Origin of the sequence: Peribacillus sp. YIM B13482, assembly GCF_042787975.1 — a bacterium.
In the GTDB taxonomy this organism is placed as follows: domain Bacteria; phylum Bacillota; class Bacilli; order Bacillales; family DSM-1321; genus Peribacillus; species Peribacillus simplex_A.
The window spans coordinates 37,940-59,814 of sequence record NZ_JBHZPF010000009.1 but is presented as its reverse complement, the minus strand read 5'-3'; the positions used below and the strand labels follow the sequence as shown (position 1 = coordinate 59,814).

Genomic DNA, 21,875 nt, shown 5'->3' with positions numbered 1-21,875 from the left:
TGAAAAGAATAAGCATTTTGATATTCTTGGATTGAAACATGTTTACCCATCAAAACGTTCTAGTAATTCAATAATCACTTTAAAGGTCGATATTGTATCCATATAGGCATATCGCCCTTTTCCGTTAAAAAAGTTACCTGTCTGTATGACCGGATAGCCCATTTCCTCCAACATCTTCATTTTACCTTCCATATCTTTAACGACAAAAGAGATATGGTGAACTCCCTCACCATTTGTTTCAAGATGATCTTTCCATATGCTAGGTGATTCGCCCGGCTCGATTAATTCAACCTGAATTAACGGGGTATCGATGAACATGTATCTAGATTCTCCTTCAGTGGGCTTCCCTTTGTAAATCACATTTGTAATTTCGGTTGATCCAGAATGAATGATGGAAGGTTTTTCAATACCCAACAACTTACAATATGCATCTGCAGCCGCATCCAGGTCTTTTACAACTAACGCAAGCTGTTCCACTTTGTTAGTCCCTAATAACGGCTGAACTCTTTCATCTTCTGGTCTTTCCCATGCCGTTTTTCTTGGCTCTTCACTTTCAAGCAGCTCAACTAACGTTTTGTGATCATCTAGTGTATCCACATATACATACCGGCCGTTACTTGAAGTGAATTCACCCGTTTGCAAAGCTGGGTATGCACTTTTCTCCATGATTGGCAGTCTCTTTTGGATAGAATCTACATCAAAAGCAATATGGTGGATCCCTTCACCTACTTCATCCAGGAACTCACGCATCGTTCCTGGATTTTTATCTGGTTCTATTAGTTCAATTTGGACGGTTGGTGTATTCAGAAAAGCCAGTTTAGATTTTGATTCCGTTGGTACACCTCTAAAAGTCACTTTCGAAACAGAACTGTCACCAGTTAGAAATGGTTCTGCCTTCTTAATGCCTAGCAGTCTTGTGAAAGCTAGATTAGCAGCTTCAATATCTTTAACAACAAATGCAAGTTGATTAATGTTCCTATTGCCCAATAGTGATTCTGCCAACCTTATAAACCTTCTTCCACAATTTATTTTGTTATAAACTCAACCCAGTCCACGAACTGACAAACCACCGTCGCTGGAAATGACTTCACCGGTAATTGCACGCGCTTCGTCCGATGCTAACAGGACATAAGCAGCTACATGATCTTCGGGCATCTGGGCAAGCTGAAGTGGATTTCTTTTCTTTATGCTGCTGGCCTTCGTATCATTATCCACGATTTTAACGAATGGACTTAGAGGAGGAATGACCGATAATGCCGTCAGTGTGCCACCAGGCGCCACAGCGTTTACCCGAATATTCGGAGCGAGTTCAAAAGCAAGTTGGCGCATTAACCCTATTTGAGCATGCTTGCTTGCTGTGTACCAAACCCCGCCGCCATCAGGATAGAAACTAGCACCGGATACAGTAAAAATAATATTGCCATTCGATTTTTGCAGTTCATCAAGAGCGGCTTTTGCACCGAAGAAAGATCCTTTAACGTTAATATCGAACAGAAAGTCATATGCTTCGGAAAGTGCATCGGGAGTTACGTCGGCAAATTTGGCAAACCCATCAAAGACTCCAGCATTAGCAACGAAAACATCCAGCTTTCCGAATTGCCTGACAGTGGCCTGTACAGCCCTCTCATTGTCTTCATATTTGCTTACATCGCCTTGATGAACCAGAATCCCTTCACCAAATTCCTCCTTCATTTTCTTCAGCGTTTCTATTGAGCGGCCGATAATGCTGACTTTTGCTCCTTCTTGTATGAAACGTCTAGTGACAGCTTCCCCTATACCAGAGTTCCCTCCGGTAATCAACACTACTTTATCCTTTAACGCCATTGCCATTACAACCAGCCTCCTTGTTATCCTTTTTATGCTAGTAATATTTATACGAAGATAGCAAGATTCCTGGTATTTATCGTTGTTTGGTCAACGATGAATATCCGTTTGGAAAGTTTCCATTTACCCTCTTCGAATATGAATTCATCATTTCGTTCGCCCGAAATCAAATCGTGTTGAATATCCGTGCTACGGCTTCGGTAGATAAGAAGATAGCTCTTGACGACTGCCTTTTCACCTTCAACAAAGTCCTTAACGCGCACGTTAGAGACAAAACGGCGTGTTCTTGATGGCGGTATTTCCGCCCATGCATAATCTGTTTTCAAACGATCCACGCGCAGTCTCAGCAGCTCAATATCATCATTGAATGTAAACATTTCCGTTGAATAATCCGGGCGTTCCACCCCTTCTTTATTAATGCGAACAGGCATTTGGTAGCGCAAGCTTGAGTGCATTAGATCGAACCAATCATCAAATTCAATATCATCCAGTAATTGTGCTTCATCATACAGCCACTGTTCAAATTCACATTTAAGCAACATTTTCTCCACATTCATTTCCATTCCCCCTCCCGATTATCATTTCGTCATCAACTCCAGCCAGTACTTGTAAAAATTCCGTTGGCTCGCTTCTGTGAATTTATCATCGTAAGCAATGCCCGGTCCTATGAAATCAACAGGGTCACGATGAAGACCCATGGTATAATTATAGGTTAAATTCTTTAGGAAAGGCATTGGGCCCTGGGCTGCTTCAGTAATATCCGTAAACACTTCCGTATCATCCTGTTCGAAAATACCGGATGGGCTAAAGGTCAAGATAAACGAATCTCTTGATCTATCTTTCCAATCTTGGGAGGCGTTCTTTTCGACGAGCATCCAAGCGATCACTTCCATTTTATTGTGACCAATTGGCCGCCACATTCTAATTGAAGTGTTGGAGATGAACTGGTCTTTGATTTTTGTATGGGATATTAAAAATGATAAGTTGGGGAAAACGTTCCCAATCATATTCTTTAAGTTTGATAAAACTTCATATTGTTCTTCAGACAAATTACTTTTAAATTCATCTTTCAATTCTTTCGGGAAAGCGAAGTCAGGGTTAGGTGTCCCTAAGTTCAGCCCATGGCCGTTATCCATATGGATTTGAAAACCACGCTTTGAATAGGTGGCATTGGGTACCATGCCAAGTTTTGCAATGGATCCGTGTGTGACCATCGTGTGATAGGAATCACCAACAAAGTTATCGGAACCCACTTTCCAGTTGGAATTAACAACGAATCTTTGCGGGACCCCGATAACTTCCATTTCTGCGCGTCCTACGAGTATATCCAAATACCATTTAATATCTCCAAGAAACTCTTCAAGCGGCTCAGCGTCTTCATTCCAAGTTCCAAATAAAAGTCCTTTATAAGAATCAAGCTTCACTTTGTGAAGGCCCATTTCTGAGCGGTCAAGTGTGCTCCCATATATGTCCTTTTGAAGTGGTACCCCCACTAGCTCACCAGTGTTTTTAAAGTTAAATCCATGATAGGGACACGTAAATAAAGACTTGTTTCCTTTATCAGCACGGCATAGTTTCATTCCGCGATGTGTGCACATATTATAAAACGCCCTGATTTCCCCTTCACCGTCACGGGTTATGATGAGCGAATAGCCAGCCAGTTCACGGGTCAAGAAATCTCCTTTGTTGGGTACTTCAGATTCATGGCCGACAAAAACCCATGTTTTCAAAAACACTTTTTCATGTTCTATATCATAAACCTTTTGATCTCCAAGGAGGTATGCAGGTATAACGCCTTCCTCTGGTTTAACCGTTTCTTTCAAATAGTTAACAACTTGCTGTTTCGACATTTCTTCCAGGGACTTATCAGTTTTAAGCATACTTTTCTCTCCCTTCCATAAATTTGACCTCATAATTCATTATCCGATTTGAACGCTCTTTTCCTTGTTTTGCAGAGTAGCCAAAATACTTAATGCGGCTAAGTAACTCGTTTTCGGATTATTTGGCATCGGATCATTTTCCACTTCGAGTTTGAGTTTCCCGAACGAACCTGACGCTTCTATTAGATGGATGTTTTTCAGTACACTTGGATCGGCAATGATTTTCACTTTTGTCTTTTCAGATCCCAGACCAGCCAAAGCCAGCACAATCGCAACATTAATGTTTCTCGGAAACTGCTTGATCGCTTCTGCAGCCGACCCATCAAATAAAACCGTTTCTTCTTCCATTGAAGAACCTGCAGGTAATGCGTTTGGCGGTTTTCTCGTGGTGATGCAAACAGATTCAAGACCATTCACCGCTTTTGCCGATTTAAGTACATCAAGACCTCCAATCGCACCAGACGGAAGGAAAATATTCACGTTATTATTTTTGCAAATCAGGTTTGATTGTTCTTCAAAGGCAGCATTGGCCATCACGCCTATGCTGCTTAGTAAGAGATTTTTCCCGCTTTTAAGCACTTTAAATGCGTACTCTTCAGCAGCTTCAATCGTTGCAGCCTCTATGACTAAATCTACATCGGATTTAAGTAGTTCATCAACATCATTAAATGGCTGTGTCCTGAATTCTTCAGCTAGTTGAGCTGCGATTTCTTCACGGCGGGCATAAATCGAAACGATTTTCCCACCTGGAAGAAGCCCATCGTTATTTATTGCCTGAAGCAGAAATTTACCGATATTGCCGCATCCGATTAAGCCTAACCTCATGTAGATTCATCCTTCCTCAATTAGCAAACCCGTATGAGTCCGCAAAGAATTCCAGCCCACAATGTCTTGTTTCCCGGGAAACACCACTTTCTTTTAATCCAGGGAAGTCGAGAGCCAAGTCACTGAAAACGGTATGATTATTATGGAAAACCGCACCAGCTTCGAGTCGATCTGCCATATCAATAGCTATCTCTTCATTCTCGGTCCAAACAGATGCACGCAAGCCAAACTCACTATCATTCGCTAATTTCACAGCCTCCTCAATATCATTGAAAGGTAGGATGGGAATGACAGGTCCGAATTGTTCCACCCGAACCACTTCGCTCTGCTGATTGACATCAGTAATAATAGAAGGAAGCATATAATAACCTTTATCCCAAGCTTCAGGATTATGTTGAATGCCAGTGGTGATTATGTTTGCTCCCGACTTAGCTGTACGTTCGATCAAGCCATTCACAAAGTCATACTGTGCTTTATTATTCAATGGACCCATCGTTACGTCAGGCTGAATGCCATCACCAACTACCATCCGGCTAAATTCTTTGGTCAGCTTTTCAACAACCTCATCAAAACGTGATTCTTGGACGTACACTCGTTTAACAGCAGAACACACCTGGCCTGCAGCTCGTAAAATCCCCATCCTCAAACGTTTGATTGCCGCTTCATCCATAGTGGCGTCTTCCAAAATAATGGCAGGGTCGTTGCCGCCGAGTTCCATATATACTTTTTGTAGATTTCCAGCTGATTTCTGCATGATATTTTTTCCGGTTTCAGTACTACCGACAAACGCCACTGTCCGGACGCGGGAATCGGAACAAAGTGTATCGCCGATTGCTTTTCCTGATCCTGAGACTATATTGATGACTCCTGGCGGAAAATGTTCAGCAACTACTTTTAAATAGGTCATTATCGTTAACGGGCAATTCGTTGCAGGTTTCACTACAACGGCATTGCCTGCCAAGACAGCAGGTATGACCCTTTTGAACGTTAATATCATTGGAGAATTCCACGGAGTTATAATTGCCGTGACGCCTCTTGCCCTTCTTCGGATTTGGACTTTTTGATTTCCTTGAAGCACTTCAGGTTTCCACCAATCAAGTAACTCTGTAGCGCAGCCCTTCATGACTTCAACACATCGTAGTAAATCCTTTTTAGCTTCAACTAGTGTTTTGCCATTTTCACGTACGAACACTGTAACATTTTCCTCGATTACTTTTGAAAGTTCTTTTGCCGCCGAGTTCATCCGGTTAGCCCGATCCCTGACATCAGAACGAGACCAACTTTCAAAAGCATATTCTGCCGCTTCAATCGCTTCATTCACGATATCCCCAGAGCATATTGCCACCTGGCCAACTACTTCCGATCTGTTTGCCGGATTTATCACATCCACTTTTTCCGGCATTTCTATCCATTCTCCATTAACAAGGTATTTTCCTGAAACAAATGGATATGTCGAAATCATCCTCAATCCCCCCTACAGTTTTTTGGGCTTAAATGCTTCCGCAGCTCCTGGTGGTCCCCCAAATGGCTTTGCCATTGGTCCCACAGCTTCCATATCAACAACGATCATGGAAGGCTTACGTCTTTCTTTTGCCTTTTTCAATTCGGATATGAATTCATCTCCAGAACCAATCCGTACAGCATCGAAATGCATGGACTCAGCCAGTTTCACAAAATCGGGACTCAATAAATCCACGGCAACCTGCCGGCCATATGCGGCTGTTTGAATATTGCGCAGAACCCCATAACCTGAGTCATCAAACAATACGATGATAACTGGTAAGTTTTCTTCGGCGGCCGTAACCATTTCCCCGACATTCACCATAAAGCCTCCGTCTCCAGCCATAAGAACGACAGTTTTATCTTGACACCCTATTTGGGCACCGATTGCTGTTGGAAGACCTTGACCAATTCCACCCCCAGATGCATGAATGGAGGTTCTCGGTTCATAGATTTCAAATAAACGGCTGCCCCATACGTTTGCCTGCACAGTTACATCTCGAACTAAAATGGTATCGTCATGTAATATCTCCCTCATGCCATCTAAAAATCCCGCATAAGGTCCAAGCGTTTCCCGGAGTTGAGCGCGCACTTCATTTCTAAGCGAAAGGACTTCTTGTAAGTAAGAAGGTTCCGCATTCACTGAGTTTTCTTCGAGCTTTTGAATGATGCCAGCTAGCATATCTTTTGCATCGCCAACCAAACCTAGTGTGGCTTTGTAGTTGCGGTTAATTGCCTGCCAATCTGCATCTATCGCTATATGTTCTTCTGGAACCGGTACTTTCCAGTTGGATGTTTCGTTTCCCCTAAATCTTACACCTACGCTAATCAATAAATCCGCATTTCTCAAAAACTCTTTTGTAGTTTCAAAGGCCGCAAAATGTCCTATGCATTGTTCATGATTTTCTGGGATCGAACCTTTTCCTGACTGACTGGTTATCACTGCTGCACCAAGGATTTCCGCCAATTTTTGCAGTTCGTGCGAAGCATTGGCACTTATGACCCCACCCCCGGCCCATATCACAGGACGGCGTGCTCCAACCATTTTTTTCACGGCTTGTTCGGGAATAAATGGCTTTGAATTTGTTTCAAACGCCGAAACTCGTAGCTCCTCGAGTGAAAGATCTTCTATGATTGCCGATTGAAAGTCAATGGGAATTTCCAATGTGACCGGTCCAGTTGGTGCAGTTAAGGCTTCTTGGATCACCTTCCTTACAACCGCTGCTGATTGGGCAGGGTTTCTAAGCCTCACTGCATTTTTACAAGCACCTCTCATCATTGAAAGCTGGTCTTTACACTCATGTATGTATCCTTTGCCTGTAGCAAGATAAGAAGAAGCGACCTCACCGGTAAGATGAAGAAGGGGGACACCAGCTGCCCAAGCTTCCACTAGTGAACCAGCAGCGTTTCCTGCCCCTGTTCCGGTACTGGTAATCACCACACCCAATTTCCCAGTGGCGCGGGCATAGCCATCAGCCATATTGACGGCACCGCTTTCTCCCCGTGAACAAATGAGTTTAATGCTACCTTCTCTAAGAATTGCATCATAGATGGGCATATTGTGAATACTGACAATCCCGAAAGCAACTCCCACTCCTGCTTGAACCAGCTCCTTTACGATGGAATCGGCGGTCGTAAACTCTATTTCTTCTTGTATTTTCATCGCGTTTGCCTACCTTTTTTAATGATATATTTAAAGTGCCTTTCCGATCGCTCCTGCCGTCTCAATCGTCGAACCCGCTACATAACTTGCTTTGTCTGAAGCAAGGAAAACAATGACACTGGCCACTTCTTCCGCTTCCCCTACACGGCCGAGAGGGATATTCCGTTTTTTCGCAAGTTCCCCGTAATATTCTTCCGGATCCATATCCGGCGCATTTTTCAATCTTCTTCGCTCCCATTGATCGGTCCGGATCAATCCAAGACACACTGAATTAACCAATATATTGTCAAAGGCCAATTCCTGGGACAAGGTTTTGCTTAAATTAAGGAGACCAGCCCTTGCTGCTGCAGTCGCTACCATATGACGTTCAGGTTCTTTAGCAAGCGTTGCGTTAATATTAATAATCCGCCCCCCTCCCCTTTTCACTAAATGAGGGTGCGAAGCACGAACGGCATATATGATGGCAAAGAACTTTAATTGAATCTGTTCATCCCATTGCTCATCCGTAATGTCAAAAAAGTGACCCATGACGCTTTGACCGGCTGCATTCACCAATATATCGATCCCGCCAAACCTCTCAGCCGTACCATTAATGAAAGAATCCACATCCGATTTTGAGGTGACATCACAGGTTGATGCAAAGATATCCGCCTTCTCACCAAATGAGAGTAGTTGACTTTGTGCACTTTCCATTCGCTCTGTGCTTCTGCCGCATATAGCCACTTTCGCTCCCTCAGCTAAAAACATTTCTGCTGTTTTTAATCCTACGCCCGACGTGCCTCCCATAATGACAGCCACTTTACCTTGCAATCCTAAATCCATCTCTTCACTCCTTTAAAACCATTTTCCTTAAGCGCAGTCCTTTAAAAAACAAGAAGTTAACTTTCACTGTAACCATAACATCCAGTGCAAGAAGAAATGGAGGAAATGGACGTCCATCTCATTTCTCGGCCGTTACTGAATCATCTATAACGGAATTCACCCAGCCAGGATCGGGATCTCCTCCCATTGCTTTGCGGGCTTCCGGTTTCGGCGGCCCTGCAATCCCCCATTGATCCATTAGATGTGGTACACGTTTCCATACACGTGCTCTCCACTCCGATTCATCTTCAATCGTTTCCAGATAACATGTATACTCCATAACAAAACCGCCTGGGTCTTGGAAATAACAAAAAATATTGTCTCCAGGTCCATGACGTCCAGGTCCCCAAAGTTCTGACAGTCCCGCTTTTCGCACATTGCTTATGCCGCGCATCAGTTCATCCACTGAATCGACTTCGTATGCGATATGATTGATTGACGCATGTTCATCTTGATTAAAGGCAATGGAGTGATGCTTCCTGTTGCATCGCAGAAATGACATTTGATGCTCACTCCAATCGGTAACTTTAAAACCAAGTACATCTGTATAAAACTCAACGATCATATCTAAGTTCTTCGTATTCATTACAACATGATTAAGTTTCACTGGATCAACATTTTTCTTGTTCCAAATTGACGTTTGAACTTCAACCCAAGCCGAAAGCTCAATCACGCGGTTTTCCGGATCAATAAACCGTAATCCATAACCAGCACCTGCTTCATCCAAATAGCCAGGTGGTTCAATGATTCTAACGCCCTTCGATTGTAATATCCCCGCTGCACGATCCACTGCATTTTTATCGACCATGCCGAAAGATATATGATGCAAACCACGTTTTTCTCCCCTATGAAGGCTTAAAATATGATGTTCCGGTCCTGCACCCCGAAAATAAACCGTATTCTCCTCTTCCGGAGCATCCACCCTATCCAGTCCCCAAACCTTTTCATAAAACTCTGCTTGATCGTCGAAATTCGGAGTAATCATGCTAATATGCCGTAAATGAGTAATCCCAAGCATCCTTTTTATACCTCCCATGAATTAGATTGCTTTTTAGAAGATTTGCATTGACCACATCTAACAATCTAATCGAAAAGGGCGCCTCATTAATTTCCATAATGCAGGTGCCCTTTTCGGCTAAATGATCAGTCTTTAATAATGGCTTCTCTTTCTTTTGAGCGTTGTTTCCGCAGTTCTTCCAGTTCACTGCCTTCAGGATATGTTGGCAAGTTAGGCTTCACTGCCCCTAGCATTACGAGCATGCGCGCCTCAACATCCCCGTCATTCCTAATTCCCCGATAAACCCCTGGCGGACTGCTGATGCAGTCTCTCGCACTTAGTTTAATTTCATGCACTTCGCTGTAGCTATCCTCTTGAATTAACGCCGTGACTTCACCCTCAAGAATGAAAAACACTTCTTCAACATCATCGTGAAGATGCAAAGGCCCGATACATCCCGGCGGTAGAACCATTGTACTTAGAGTGAAATGTTCACCTGCAATTACATTTGTATCGTTATTTGCAGTGGCACCTCGTCCTATATATCTCATCTGTGCACGTCTATAAGCTGGATCGATTTCTTCTTGGAACTTCAAGACATCCCAATCAAGCGTACGGTCTTTCAATCGGGCAACATATTTTTTTTCAAAATCTTTCACTGAAAAAATTTCTTTTGTCATTTTAAAAATCCTCCCTTATTTGTTGTTTCTAAATTACATTATGTTTCACTGGTAAAACAGTGTTTCATCTATGAATTAATTCTAAATTGAAACCTTTTCATTGTCAATTAATTTTTAGAATATTTGAAACTATTTTTATAATCCGAACAATTTATTCCTTTACGATAACTTGGAACGATTTAACCAAATATTTCTTTTTCTTAACGCAAAAAAGTGCGGACACCCTAGATTTGGGATATCCACACTTTCGAAAGAGATTACCTTTTTTATTAGATTGGCACTAAAAGCATGTTCACACATCATCATGTTGAAACGACATAACCCCACTATACCCCATATAAAGGGATAACTGCCGAGAAACCTCCAGCAGTTTCGGCAAGGCGATTTTATCGATGAAATCTTCCTGATAAGCCGACTCTGTTGCAACGACATTCAAGGCTGCCAATACTTTTCCAGTCCGGTCAAAAATCGGAGCGGCAACAGAACGGATGCCAGGGTGGAATTCCCCGCTTGTCATCGAATAACCATTTTGCCGAATCGATTCCAACTGTTTTTGAAACTCACCCGGCGCAGTAAGTGTTTTGTCTGTATAAGGAGTGAGGTTTGAGATTTTGAACATTTGCATGAGCATTTCTTTTGGTTGATATGCCAAAAGTAATTTTCCATTGGCCAAAGCATGTGCTGGCAGCCGCAACCCTATGTTCACATTGACAGCAGATACCCCTCTGATCGGGGCACTGCCAACATAAACAACTTCCAATCCATCCAAAATGGACAGGTGGCAGGAAGCTCCGATTTCATCACGCAGGGTCTCCATATAAGGTTGGACTATTTCCTGGAATTTCAAACTATTCAAATAGCTGAAGCCCAATTCAAGAACCTTTGGTGTTAAACTATAACGTTTGGTATGCTCATCCTGAGACAGATAACCTATATTTTGTAAGGTGAATAATAAACGATATGGCACCGTTCGGCTTACTCCCAGTTGTTTTGCAATTTCTGAAAGAGACAAACTCGGCTGTAATTCATTAAAGAGCTTAATGATTTCCAACCCTCTTACCAATGAATTAGCACTATATTTCTCTTTATCTTTTTCTTCGCTTTCCATTCGAGTATTCCCCCCGTTGTATATCTCAATTCTCTAAGAGTTATAAACCATTTTATTAAGCTTTCTCACCTCAACTCTTACCTAGAAGGAACTTGCAGCATATTTACAACTTTTACTGCAAATTAAGTTGATGTATATTTTTTTCATACATACTTCAACTTTGCCCTACCTGTTGTCTCTGTAAAAAATCCGTAACATATTCATTGAACACTTCTGGATCTTCCTGATAACATAAATGGCCGGTATTCGGTACGATGGCAAATTCGGAATTAGGAATCCATTCATGAAAAATTCTCGATTCACTAACCGGTGTGACCTGATCCAGTTCACCGCATATGACCAAGGTCGGAACGGATATAGAAGAAAGGATTTCCATTTGGTTTAAATTTGATAAAGAGAAGGAAACAGACCGGTATCCAGCCGGGCGCACTTGCGACATGATGCGTTCTGCTTCCTTAACTAACTCAACAGAAGCATTTGGCGACATTAGCGCTTTGACCCTTTTCTTTGCCAGTTCACCCGGATTTAACGTATTGATGGAGTGCAATCTATTCTGAAGTTTCCGTTTATTTTCTTCCTGGCTAACACCAGCTGCCCCGCGAGTCGCATCAGATATAATCAGCGCCTCGACCATCTCGGGGAAACGGCTAGTAAAATCGAGTGCGATAGCCGAGCCCATCGAATGACCGAGCAGGTATACCGATTGCAAACTTAGACTCTCAAGGAATTCTTTCAATACACCTGCAAATTGAGAAAAGTCTTGAAATTCCTCTTTTGGATCGGAACTTTCACCGTACCCTGGCGCATCCCAGGCAATTACCCTAAATTCTTCATTCATCTGACAGAGCTGTTTTCTCCATGACTGAGAATTATTTCCCAAACCATGCAGGATAACAAGCGCTTTTCCTTCTCCCGATTCCAGATAATGAATCGAGAATTCTTTTAAATGGCTAATTGGCATCCTTTTCAACCTCACAATCCTTTGAATAAATAATTTAAGTGTTTATTTGTCAATTAAAGCATAATTACACATTTAAAACTATTTGGGAGACCTAACTTAATTGGCATATTATCGAAGATATATCGATCAACAAAATATATCCAAATATGCAGGTAGAACAATTAAAGAATTTTAATCCATAGATATTTTCCATAATAAGTATTTCATATACAAAACAATATAAATGAATTATAGATTTACCTGATTTTAAATACAATATCAACAAGTCGGAATTTTTAATAATTTGATATTAATTACTTCTTTTGACACAAAAGATCAAATCCACTCCCCCTTTTAAGTCCTTAATAAAGGCCATTTAGCTCATTCCCTTGTATGATTCCCCTCACAACGCAAAAAGGAATCCCATTGTAGTTCGATTTTAAACATAAAAAAACACAATGGAAGAAGTTAAAAATGACAATATATTTATTTATTCTAAAAATATTAAATTATCAAAATATTAAATTGACAATCAATTCTATTTATTTTATCGTTAATAAAGTAAAACTTTGTTTTACTTACAAAACATCACCATGACTTATCTATCACTCAGTATTTTAAAGAAAGGCGGGATGCAGCTCGTAAATGGGGAAATCGAAACTAGTGCCTATCTAAAGAAAAACCTTAGTCCACCTATTCTCAATGGTAAGTGTTTTTTGCAATGCTAAAAGCGACAAGGAGATGGTATTATGTTAAATGGGCAAAAAAGATGGTTGTATATTGCCGTTCCAATTTTTTTCTTTTGGTTTTTCGGACAAATTGATAAGGTTGGCATTTCCATCATTCAAACAGATCCAGAATTCTTGAATGCACTCGGAATGACAGGCGATGACAAAAATGCAAAGATCGGTCTTCTTTCCTTTGTATTCACCATAGCTTATGGAGTTTCAAATCTTTTTTGGGGCTTCATCATTGATAAATTAGGGGCCCGAAAAACAGCCATCGCCGGATTATTCGTATGGACACTTACCATGATTGTGTCAGGCTTAGCAAATTCATATGAAATGTTTTTAATAAGCAGGGTCATTCTTGGTTTTGGCGAAGGGATGATGATTCCAGTTTCCGGAAAAATGATTTCTAACTGGTTTAATAAACGCGAATTGGGGAGGGCCCAGGCATCATGGCTTACCGGAAACTATTTAGGTCCGGCAACTGGAGCCATTGTTTTGGTGCTCGTGATATCTTTACTCCACTGGCAAGCAGCTTTCTTTATGCTTGCGGCCTTCAACTTATTTATTAATATCCCGATGTTCATCTTTATGACAAGGAATACACCAGAAGAGCACCCCCGTATAAGTAAGGATGAATTGGCCTTCATTCGCCAATCGGAAGATGAAGGGAAAGAAATTGCCCCTTCAGAGAAAAAGAGTTTCGCTCAGGATTATCGTTTCTGGATTGTATGGTTCGGTATGCTCGTATGCTCCTTCCTTTTTTTCGGAATCAGCATTTGGCTCCCTACCTATCTAATTGAAGCAAAAGGATTCGAAAAGGAAGGGATGTCGAGCATCACTTCGCTTTCCTGGTTATTTGCTTTAGGATTTGTCTTGGCCTGCGGCTTTCTGGCGGACAAAACCAGGCGTCCAAGTTTGATGGCCTCGATTCTATTTTCATTGACTGCTGTCTTTTTAACTGTTGCGGTCTTCATCTCCAACCCTATTATGGCCGGGCTATGTATGGGACTGGCAATGGGATGTCAAGGCGGTGTTTTCCATTTAAGTAATATGCTAATGATAAAATACTCAACACCCGAAACGGCAGGACGGGCTGCTGGTCTAATTGGATTCACGAATATTATGGGCGGCTTTTCAAGCTATATCATGGGGTGGCTTCGTGACTTGTCTGGCGGGGACTTCAGTACATCGATCGCCATGCTGATTTTTACAGCCATCTTAGGTTTGGGAGCGTATATATTCTCCATTAAAAGAGAAGCGGCAGAACTGCATTTATCACCTTTGCCTGCACAAAAGATCCAAGTATGAAGCGTAAGTTCCTTGAAATCATGACCAACATTTTGATGGACTTTATCCAACCCTTGAATTATCAAGGGTTTTTTCTTGAGCGGACTATGAGTCATGTACTATTATCCCTTCAATTACTCCTTGTAGCTACTAGATAGTTCTTTTACTCTTGTCCCTCGGCATCTTTCCTTGTTCCTTGATCCAATCCTATTCTTCTGCGAATTCATGGTTCTAATTTTTTCAAATATCCCAGAATCTTAATATGGCTGCCATCCACCATCCATCTTAAAAATAGCTTCACTTATTCCAACTTCCATTAGTAGTGCTTCATTCCTGGATCAATTGCTTGGATAGCCGATCTTCGGGTTCTTCCTGGTCTTCCACAACTGAAGCATAAAACCATTTTATTTCCAAGAAAGTCCTGCTCAATACCACCGGCTTTATCATTTAGTCATCACTTACTAGAACAGATCGCGACCAAAAGGAGCATGCAGCAAAGTCATGCCCCGTTCTTAATTAGCATGGATCACTAGTTCAAACTTCTTAAAATGGCGGATAACTATTAAAGTGGGCCCACCCTTTACTGGTTATTATTATGAAGTACACTTGAAAACAATTCTGAGTGAACGAGCATATCCTATAATAAGCATTAAAGATTATATAAATTCATTTAGGTAATCCTAATTATCTCTGTTATACAGCAAGAGTTGGAAAACAGCATTTTTAAAAAAAGCTAAAACTAGATGAGGAGAGCATAATCTAAATTCACTCTGAATGTCTTGTCCTTTTTTTTGTATAAAAATGTCGATAGTTAAAATATTCAAAAAATGACAATCACTCGGTAACCCATGTTATATTGTTAATGATAAAAATACTTGTCAAGTAAGGTGAGTGCGTGAATATTGAAGTTTTAATACTCCATTATATTCAGGAAAAACGTCAAAAGCCCAATCATGCCAATGAATTATTGGATTATATTCAGAAGGAATATGTAAACGGGAAGCTGTCAATCTTTCAATATAGGAGTCTCTGTCAGGAATTATATCTTCGAGGAGCAAAGCAAACATCTTCTGGATGAAAGGAACACTTCTGACACATTTTCAAATCAAGATTTGAAATTTGTTTCTGCCCTGTTGCATCGACCTATCTTTAGGGGCTAAGTCAGCTTTATTCAACCCTTTTCTTTACTAAGAAAGACTATATCCCAACCCGAATGTTTTCCATAAATAAAAGCCTCCGTAATATGTCACCCCAGGACATATTACGGAGGTAAAGACTACTTATTCTGCAATCGCAGAATTTCCTTTGTTGACTATATGAATATATCCAAAATTAAAACCAAACCGAATGCCACGAAAGAAAGTAAGGTTTCCATGACTGTCCATGTTTTGAACGTTTCTTTTACGGTCAATCCCATATATTCTTTTACTAACCAGAAACCGGCGTCATTAACATGGGAAAACATAAGTGAGCCTGCCCCAGTTGCAATTACAAGTAATTCTAGATTTACGCCCGTCATATTTGCAACCACCGGTGAAACAATTCCTGCTGCCGTGGTCAAAGCGACTGTTGCAGAACCTGTGGCAATCCGAATCAATCCGGCCACCAGGAATGCAAGGACGATTGGTGATAATGATATTTCTTCAGACATGGAAGCAATTGCGGTCCCTACGCCACTATCAATTAAAATTTGCTTAAACCCGCCACCCGCACCGATAATTAGTATTATGGAGGCTAATGGCAATAAACATTCTTCCGTTAACTTTTTAATTAGCAATTTATCCATTCCCTGTCTGTAGCCCAGGAAATAGTAAGCTGCAAAACAGGAGATTAATAGGGCGATCACCGGACTGCCGATAAACACCAAGAATTTCCCAACGGAACCCGGCAGCGGCAAATAAGGCGCCAATACAGTTAAAACCATCAACAATACAGGCAAAAGGATGATGAAGAACGAAACTCCAGTCCCTGGTAATCCACTTGACTTTGTTACCACCCGGATCAATTCCGGTTCACCAACGGGTATAACCCGCTTATGAATCCATTTTGCGAAAAGAGGTCCGGCAATTACAGCAGTCGGGAATGCGATGATCAATGAGTACAGAAGTACGTGTCCCATGTTTGCTTTATAGATCCCTATAGCTGTCATGGCTCCCGGATGCGGAGGTACCAGCCCATGTACAATCGATAAACCAGCAAGTACTGGAATACCTATTAACAAGATGTTCACTTTGGTTGATTTCCGAATGGAAATGACCAAAGGCAGCAATATTACTAAACCAACCTCGAAAAATACCGGAATGCCTATGATGAAACCAGATAAAAGCATGGCCCATGGCAGGTTCTTCACGCCGAATTTATTAATGAAAAAGTCAGCAACCTGCATACCGGCTCCAGAGTCGGACATCATCTTTCCTAAGATGGTCCCTAAAGCCAATATTCCAATAAGGTGACCAAGGACCGCTCCGACACCCGTTTCATATGCTCCTACAATCTTGTCCATCGGCAGTCCAGAAAAAACCGCTAAAAATAAACTGGCCACAGTCAAACTTATGAATGCATGCCATTTCCACCATGATACCCCCAAAATAACAATTACGATTGCTATCAGCGTGATTCCTAATAAATATAGATCCATATGTTCTCCCCACCCCTAATGAAATCGCTTACAATCAAACCCATACAATAAATAGGCTTATTGTACCGGCTCGTTATATGTCACAATGTAGTTCTGTTTAGCCGTGTTGTAATACCCTTCACTGTATTCCATAACATTTCCGTCCCCATCACTGGAAATCCGAATCCTTTTTAATACTGGGCTATTGTTTTCGATTTTCAGTGTTTCGCAAATGTGATCAGGTGCGATGGCAACGGCAAACTCATCTCTGAATGTTTCAAGTTTGACGTTTTGATTTTCCAAAAATCTGTACAAAGAATTGATTTGGACCTCTTTTATCTCTTCTTGGTTTAAATTAAGTGAAACATAATGTGTAAAGTAAATATAAGGTTCATTGTCCAATAAATATATTCGTTCGATTCTTGTGCAATGGTCACCAAATAAAGAATGCAACTTAGAGCCTGAAGAAAGATCAACATGACTTATGTTTAACACCTTTTTTAAAATGAAGTGCCCTTCCTCCACCAAAAGCTCTGTGAAACGCTTTCCTTTGGAAAGTTTGACAATCGAACCATTCGCTATGACCCTAGTGCCTTTGCCGCTTTTCTTTTCAACATACCCCTCTTGCACAAGTTCTTTGATTGCATTACGGACAGTGACCTTACTTACGTTAAATTCTTCTTCCAAAAGAGGCTCAGAGGGAATGTTTGTGTCGATGGCATAAACCCCATGTAAAATACGATCCTTCATTATTTCTTTTATCTGTAAATACATCGGTCCATTTTTTCTGTTCACATTCATTCCTAATCTCCTGCCTTTTATCTCTTAATATCTTCCATTTCACCTTCCATTGCCGAGATTATCTCCTTTTCGGTTGCCAAAGGAGTATCCCCAACGACAGTACATGCCAGCATTCCCGAAACAGCCGCAAACCGAACTGTCTTTTCTGGGGGAAATCCCAGCAATTCGCCATGTAAGATTCCACTGGTGTAAGCATCGCCTGAACCTATTCTATCATATACGGAAAATGATAGGATATCGGAAAAGTAAAATGTTTCTTCTTTGTATATATACCCCCTCAACGTATGGCTATTATCACTGTTGATTGAACGATGTGTCCCTGCTATCGACGGAATATTGAATCTCTTTGCCGCCTCGGGGATCAACTCGATTAGCTGTTCTTCCCTTGTGGAGCCTTCAGACTTCATTCCTAAAATATATAGGGCGTCTTTCTCATTCATCATGACGATATCAGCCAAAAAAAGCATTTCTTCATAATGAGGCTTTGCGTCAGCATAACCTCCCTCCCATAAAGAGGGGCGGTAGTTGCAATCGAAACAGACTGTACCGCCTTTTTCTTTGACTTTTCTAGCCAGCACCTTCATACTTTCCCGTACAGTTTCCGCCATTGCAAGCGTAATTCCGCAAAAATGGATGATATCCGTATTTTCCGAAATCATATCCATATCATAATCGGATAAGGAGGCTGTATTAAAACTGCTTTCCAGTCGATTGGAATATGTGACACGGCTAGCCCGCTGTCCAAAACCATTTTCCAAAAAATACATCCCCAAGTATTTTCCACCTCTAGAGATGAAGTCCCTTCCAATTCCTAAGCGTTGCAAAGATGAAATCGCGGAATCCCCAAGGGGGTTATCCGGTAACTTTGTCACAAGATACCCATCATGTCCTAGCTTTGTCATCGCAGAAGCAACGTTTACTCCCGTGCCTGAAAAGGAGTATTTCAGAGTGTTGGCCTGTGATAGCAATTCATGCCCTGTTACCTGCAAACGCATCATTACTTCCCCGAATGCCACAATCCTTTTAGGCATATTTTTCAACCAATTTTTTTGTTATGGCCAATAATTTACGCACATCCTCCCCATTCGTTTTTCCAGTCTCTTCATCGATTATGGAAGAATATACATGTGGAATGACTTTAGGCACTTTTGCTTCTAATGCGATTTCTAGTATGGTCTCGAAATTATTTAAATCGATTCCACCTGTTGGTTCCAAAGCAAATCCCTCTTCACCACAAGCTTTTGCCACAGCACGATATTCATCTTCATGCTTCAGGCCTTTCATCGGGAAGTATTTCAAAGCATTTCCTCCCATATCGCGTACAAGCGCAATGGCAGCTTTGATAGGCACAATGGCAGTTTCACTTGCACCTGCACTTACTGGACCAGTGGAAATATTCACATAACCTACTTTCCCAGTTGGAGATACAAGTGAATTTATCCAGCTATCCTTCTCACCTAAATTGGCCCTTGTAGCACCAACAGCAGGAAAAACCTGGTTAATATGACTGCCTGGATAGTATTTTGCTATTTCTGCGACAACCGCTGCCTGTCTATTATCGCCCGCGCCCAATCCTATTGAAACGGCCTCATCAATGGCTTCCCCGTATTCTTTCATTGCTGTAACACCAGCTTCCACAGTTGGATAATCCTTTGAGAGTACACCAACCAATACATGGCCTTCCGCTGCTTCAAAGACTTCCACTGCATTTTCTACACTATTTGCAAGTACATTTAAGGCTACACGATCATTCAATAACCGTTTGTTTATGTTTGTCATCCTTGTTTTCCTCCTAATATGGTTCTTAATTGTGCTTCAATGACATGTATATCATCACCTTGCAATGGGCGAGGGTCTATATCGAAAAAGCCTTGCCGTATCCCATAATCACGTGTGTAAATGGCGATTTCCCCATTTCTGAGCTGCTCGTTCACTTCCTTCGCCGTTGTTTCCGTTATTAAAGAATCAATGGAAATACGTGCTCTATATATGGCACGTCCGGCTTCATCCTGAACGATCGTTACTTTTACGCCATCAATTGAGTCAAGTGTTTTGAGAACTTGTAAACTAGCTTTCTCTTTTTCACTATTATCCTGTTTGACAAAATACTCATCCAATGCCTGAAGCAGCCCAAAGCTGGTTTCCTTACCGACCTTCATGCTCCTGCCGATGCAGTGCAATTGAACCTTTACCCATTCGATATATTTTTTTCTGCCCGCAACGATACCGGATGTGGGGCCTTCAATGGCTTTTGATCCACTATATATCGCCAAGTCGGAGAACTGTACATATTTTTCCAAATCCTCCTCCGCTGCTGCATCGACAATCAGAGGGATATTATTCATTTTGGCCACTTCCCATGCTTCTTCGACTGATATAATATTTTTCTGAACAGCATGATGCGATTTCACGTATAAAATGGAGGAAGTATTTTCATTTATGGCATCCGCAATATGTTCTGCCTTCCCTTCGTTTGCATACCCAACTTCAACCAATTTTCCGCCACCCAGGTAAATCATGGTTTCAACCGGTGCACCATACTGTACGTTATGACCTTTCAGCATGATGATTTCATTCTTTTGAATGAGATCTTGATGAAGCCTTTCGCTTTTCCTTCTATTTCCTTCAGTAACGATCGCCGCTACTGAAAGCGCAATTCCACTTGATGCTGAGTTTACGACGACAGCTGCTTCAGAATGAAGCAAATTCGCTATATGCTGGCCTGACTTATCGACTAAATCAGAAACCTCAACATAATTTTGCCCACCTTTTTTCATCGCATCCATCACTGTGTCAGTTGGGGCAGACACCCCCAATATGCTCATTCTTCCGCTTGCATTGATGACTCTTTTCAAATCGTATTTAGCATTCAATGAATTCTCCATTTATAACAACTCCTTTAACGACAACTCTTTTTTCTGCCATCCGTTTTTCTCCTTCGGAATCAATTAAAAGGGTCGGCTCATTCTTGATCGAGAATAAGGTTAAGTTCGCAATATCCCCAGCTGAAATCCTGCCAAGCTCGGGTTTATGCAACCAAGCTGCTGCATTGACCGTAACGGCTTCTATTACTTCCTTTAATGGATAACCCAGATACAAAAATTTTGTAAGCACATATGCCATATTAAAAACTGGCCCATTCTCTCTGTTTTTCTGATATATATCCGTACTGATCGTATTGAAGCGTATTCCCCGCTTTTTCGCCATTTCTGCAGTTTTAAAAGAAAAGCTTGCCGTTCCATGACCTACATCCAAATGGACACCACGTTCAATCGCCTTACTGAACTCAGTCAGCGGTTCTTCTCTTTCATCAAATAAATTATTCGCTTTACCATTTAAGAAATGAGTAATAATGTCCTTTTCCTCAAGTAATTCAAGGACTTCTTTAATATCAGGCGGCCCTGAACCGATATGGACCATTAATGGTAAACCAGTTTCAGCCGAGAACTTCCTAGCGACTTTTAATGGCTCGATACCATTTGGACCAACCACACTTTTACTTATTCTCGCTTTAAGTCCAACGACAAAATCCCCGTACTTGGAGATTGCATTCCTTAATTCCCCTTCGTCCAGCCATGAAATATCCGATAACTCATCAATCCTTTTCAAGCCAATCCGCGAAATATTCAGAAAGGCGAAAACATTTGTTTTGGAATTTTTACAGCTGTTAACGAGATCAGATATCCTATCTGCCCCCGTGCTTCCCGCATCAATGACCGTTGTTACACCAGTTTTATATCCAATATCATCAACCTCATCACCATAAGGATCGAATTCCGGGAATGCATGTACATGCATATCAATCCATCCGCTGGAAACAAAAACTTTGTGATCATAATCTATTATTTCATCTCCAGATGCAGTTCCGGGCAAAGCGATTTCTTTAATCATCCCATTTTCCAGTATGATATCTGCTGCATTTCCGTCTAACATCTTTACATTTTTCAGAATTAAACTACCTGTCATTTCCCTCATCCTTTTCGGTACATCCTATCGATTGCAAGTAACTTTGTATAAGGTTGCTCAATTGTGAGAATTCATTTAATTTTCTTACAGAAATAGATTATCACATTTCCATAAACTAATCAATATAACGTTATAATGTTTAATTTCACTTTTTAAAAAAATCATTCATTATTTATCCATTGCCAATCTACTTAA

At 41.3% G+C, this 21,875-nt stretch carries 20 protein-coding genes; 2 read left to right on the top strand and 18 right to left on the bottom strand.

The window, feature by feature from the left end; all coding sequences use genetic code 11:
• Positions 1 to 42: 42 nt before the first annotated feature.
• From ACFX4L_RS07195 to ACFX4L_RS07140, 12 genes are all read right to left on the bottom strand, one after another.
• Entirely contained in the window at positions 43 to 1,002 is a 960-nt protein-coding gene (locus tag ACFX4L_RS07195) for a VOC family protein (RefSeq protein WP_377385140.1), read from the bottom strand.
• A gap of 39 nt (positions 1,003 to 1,041) precedes the next feature.
• The gene (locus ACFX4L_RS07190) at positions 1,042 to 1,830 is read right to left on the bottom strand and encodes an SDR family NAD(P)-dependent oxidoreductase (RefSeq protein ID WP_284470888.1); all 789 of its coding nucleotides are present in this window, start codon (positions 1,828 to 1,830) and stop codon (positions 1,042 to 1,044) included.
• Between the two features lie 41 nt (positions 1,831 to 1,871).
• Positions 1,872 to 2,381: an aromatic-ring-hydroxylating dioxygenase subunit beta gene (locus ACFX4L_RS07185; protein WP_089364500.1), complete on the bottom strand. Its 510-nt coding sequence runs from the start codon at positions 2,379 to 2,381 to the stop codon at positions 1,872 to 1,874.
• Between the two features lie 21 nt (positions 2,382 to 2,402).
• Positions 2,403 to 3,704, bottom strand: coding sequence for an aromatic ring-hydroxylating oxygenase subunit alpha (locus ACFX4L_RS07180; protein ID WP_377385144.1), 1,302 nt, complete (start codon positions 3,702 to 3,704; stop codon positions 2,403 to 2,405).
• A gap of 39 nt (positions 3,705 to 3,743) precedes the next feature.
• The gene (gene nadX / locus ACFX4L_RS07175) at positions 3,744 to 4,529 is read right to left on the bottom strand and encodes an aspartate dehydrogenase (RefSeq protein ID WP_377385146.1); all 786 of its coding nucleotides are present in this window, start codon (positions 4,527 to 4,529) and stop codon (positions 3,744 to 3,746) included.
• A gap of 16 nt (positions 4,530 to 4,545) precedes the next feature.
• Positions 4,546 to 5,991 (bottom strand): aldehyde dehydrogenase family protein, encoded by a 1,446-nt coding sequence (locus ACFX4L_RS07170; protein WP_377385148.1) that lies wholly within the window; start codon positions 5,989 to 5,991, stop codon positions 4,546 to 4,548.
• Positions 5,992 to 6,003: 12 nt separating this feature from the next.
• Positions 6,004 to 7,692, bottom strand: coding sequence for a thiamine pyrophosphate-binding protein (locus tag ACFX4L_RS07165; protein WP_377385150.1), 1,689 nt, complete (start codon positions 7,690 to 7,692; stop codon positions 6,004 to 6,006).
• 30 nt (positions 7,693 to 7,722) lie between these two features.
• Positions 7,723 to 8,514 (bottom strand): SDR family oxidoreductase, encoded by a 792-nt coding sequence (locus ACFX4L_RS07160; RefSeq protein WP_284470892.1) that lies wholly within the window; start codon positions 8,512 to 8,514, stop codon positions 7,723 to 7,725.
• Positions 8,515 to 8,632: 118 nt separating this feature from the next.
• The gene (locus ACFX4L_RS07155) at positions 8,633 to 9,571 is read right to left on the bottom strand and encodes a VOC family protein (RefSeq protein WP_061463030.1); all 939 of its coding nucleotides are present in this window, start codon (positions 9,569 to 9,571) and stop codon (positions 8,633 to 8,635) included.
• Between the two features lie 125 nt (positions 9,572 to 9,696).
• Positions 9,697 to 10,230 (bottom strand): cupin domain-containing protein, encoded by a 534-nt coding sequence (locus ACFX4L_RS07150; RefSeq protein ID WP_284470894.1) that lies wholly within the window; start codon positions 10,228 to 10,230, stop codon positions 9,697 to 9,699.
• Between the two features lie 292 nt (positions 10,231 to 10,522).
• Positions 10,523 to 11,338, bottom strand: coding sequence for an IclR family transcriptional regulator (locus ACFX4L_RS07145; protein ID WP_089364494.1), 816 nt, complete (start codon positions 11,336 to 11,338; stop codon positions 10,523 to 10,525).
• Between the two features lie 154 nt (positions 11,339 to 11,492).
• Entirely contained in the window at positions 11,493 to 12,299 is an 807-nt protein-coding gene (locus tag ACFX4L_RS07140; RefSeq protein WP_377385153.1) for an alpha/beta fold hydrolase, read from the bottom strand.
• Positions 12,300 to 13,027: 728 nt separating this feature from the next.
• On the opposite strand from ACFX4L_RS07140, the gene ACFX4L_RS07135 reads away from it, so the two are divergent.
• Positions 13,028 to 14,317: an MFS transporter gene (locus ACFX4L_RS07135; RefSeq protein WP_377404453.1), complete on the top strand. Its 1,290-nt coding sequence runs from the start codon at positions 13,028 to 13,030 to the stop codon at positions 14,315 to 14,317.
• A gap of 874 nt (positions 14,318 to 15,191) precedes the next feature.
• Entirely contained in the window at positions 15,192 to 15,374 is a 183-nt protein-coding gene (gene yppF, locus ACFX4L_RS07130; RefSeq protein WP_061463025.1) for a YppF family protein, read from the top strand.
• A 234-nt stretch (positions 15,375 to 15,608) separates the two neighbouring features.
• On the opposite strand, the gene ACFX4L_RS07125 is transcribed toward yppF, so the two are convergent.
• From ACFX4L_RS07125 to ACFX4L_RS07100, 6 genes are read right to left on the bottom strand one after another with little or no spacing between them, the layout of a single operon-like run.
• Positions 15,609 to 16,934: a GntT/GntP/DsdX family permease gene (locus tag ACFX4L_RS07125; RefSeq protein WP_377404450.1), complete on the bottom strand. Its 1,326-nt coding sequence runs from the start codon at positions 16,932 to 16,934 to the stop codon at positions 15,609 to 15,611.
• A gap of 57 nt (positions 16,935 to 16,991) precedes the next feature.
• Positions 16,992 to 17,714, bottom strand: a complete 723-nt coding sequence (locus ACFX4L_RS07120; RefSeq protein ID WP_089364489.1) for a GntR family transcriptional regulator — start codon at positions 17,712 to 17,714, stop codon at positions 16,992 to 16,994.
• Between the two features lie 17 nt (positions 17,715 to 17,731).
• Positions 17,732 to 18,745: a sugar kinase gene (locus ACFX4L_RS07115; protein WP_377404447.1), complete on the bottom strand. Its 1,014-nt coding sequence runs from the start codon at positions 18,743 to 18,745 to the stop codon at positions 17,732 to 17,734.
• A complete protein-coding gene (dagF, locus tag ACFX4L_RS07110; protein WP_061463022.1) occupies positions 18,738 to 19,493 on the bottom strand; it encodes a 2-dehydro-3-deoxy-phosphogluconate aldolase in 756 nt (251 codons plus the stop codon). The genes ACFX4L_RS07115 and dagF overlap by 8 nt, the downstream gene beginning before the upstream one ends.
• Positions 19,490 to 20,599 carry a DgaE family pyridoxal phosphate-dependent ammonia lyase gene (locus tag ACFX4L_RS07105; RefSeq protein ID WP_377404444.1) on the bottom strand — a complete coding sequence of 370 codons (1,110 nt, stop codon included), beginning with the start codon at positions 20,597 to 20,599 and terminating at the stop codon, positions 19,490 to 19,492. The genes dagF and ACFX4L_RS07105 overlap by 4 nt, the downstream gene beginning before the upstream one ends.
• The gene (locus ACFX4L_RS07100; protein ID WP_377404441.1) at positions 20,577 to 21,680 is read right to left on the bottom strand and encodes an amidohydrolase/deacetylase family metallohydrolase; all 1,104 of its coding nucleotides are present in this window, start codon (positions 21,678 to 21,680) and stop codon (positions 20,577 to 20,579) included. Before ACFX4L_RS07100 ends, ACFX4L_RS07105 begins: the two co-directional genes overlap by 23 nt.
• Positions 21,681 to 21,875: the final 195 nt, after the last annotated feature.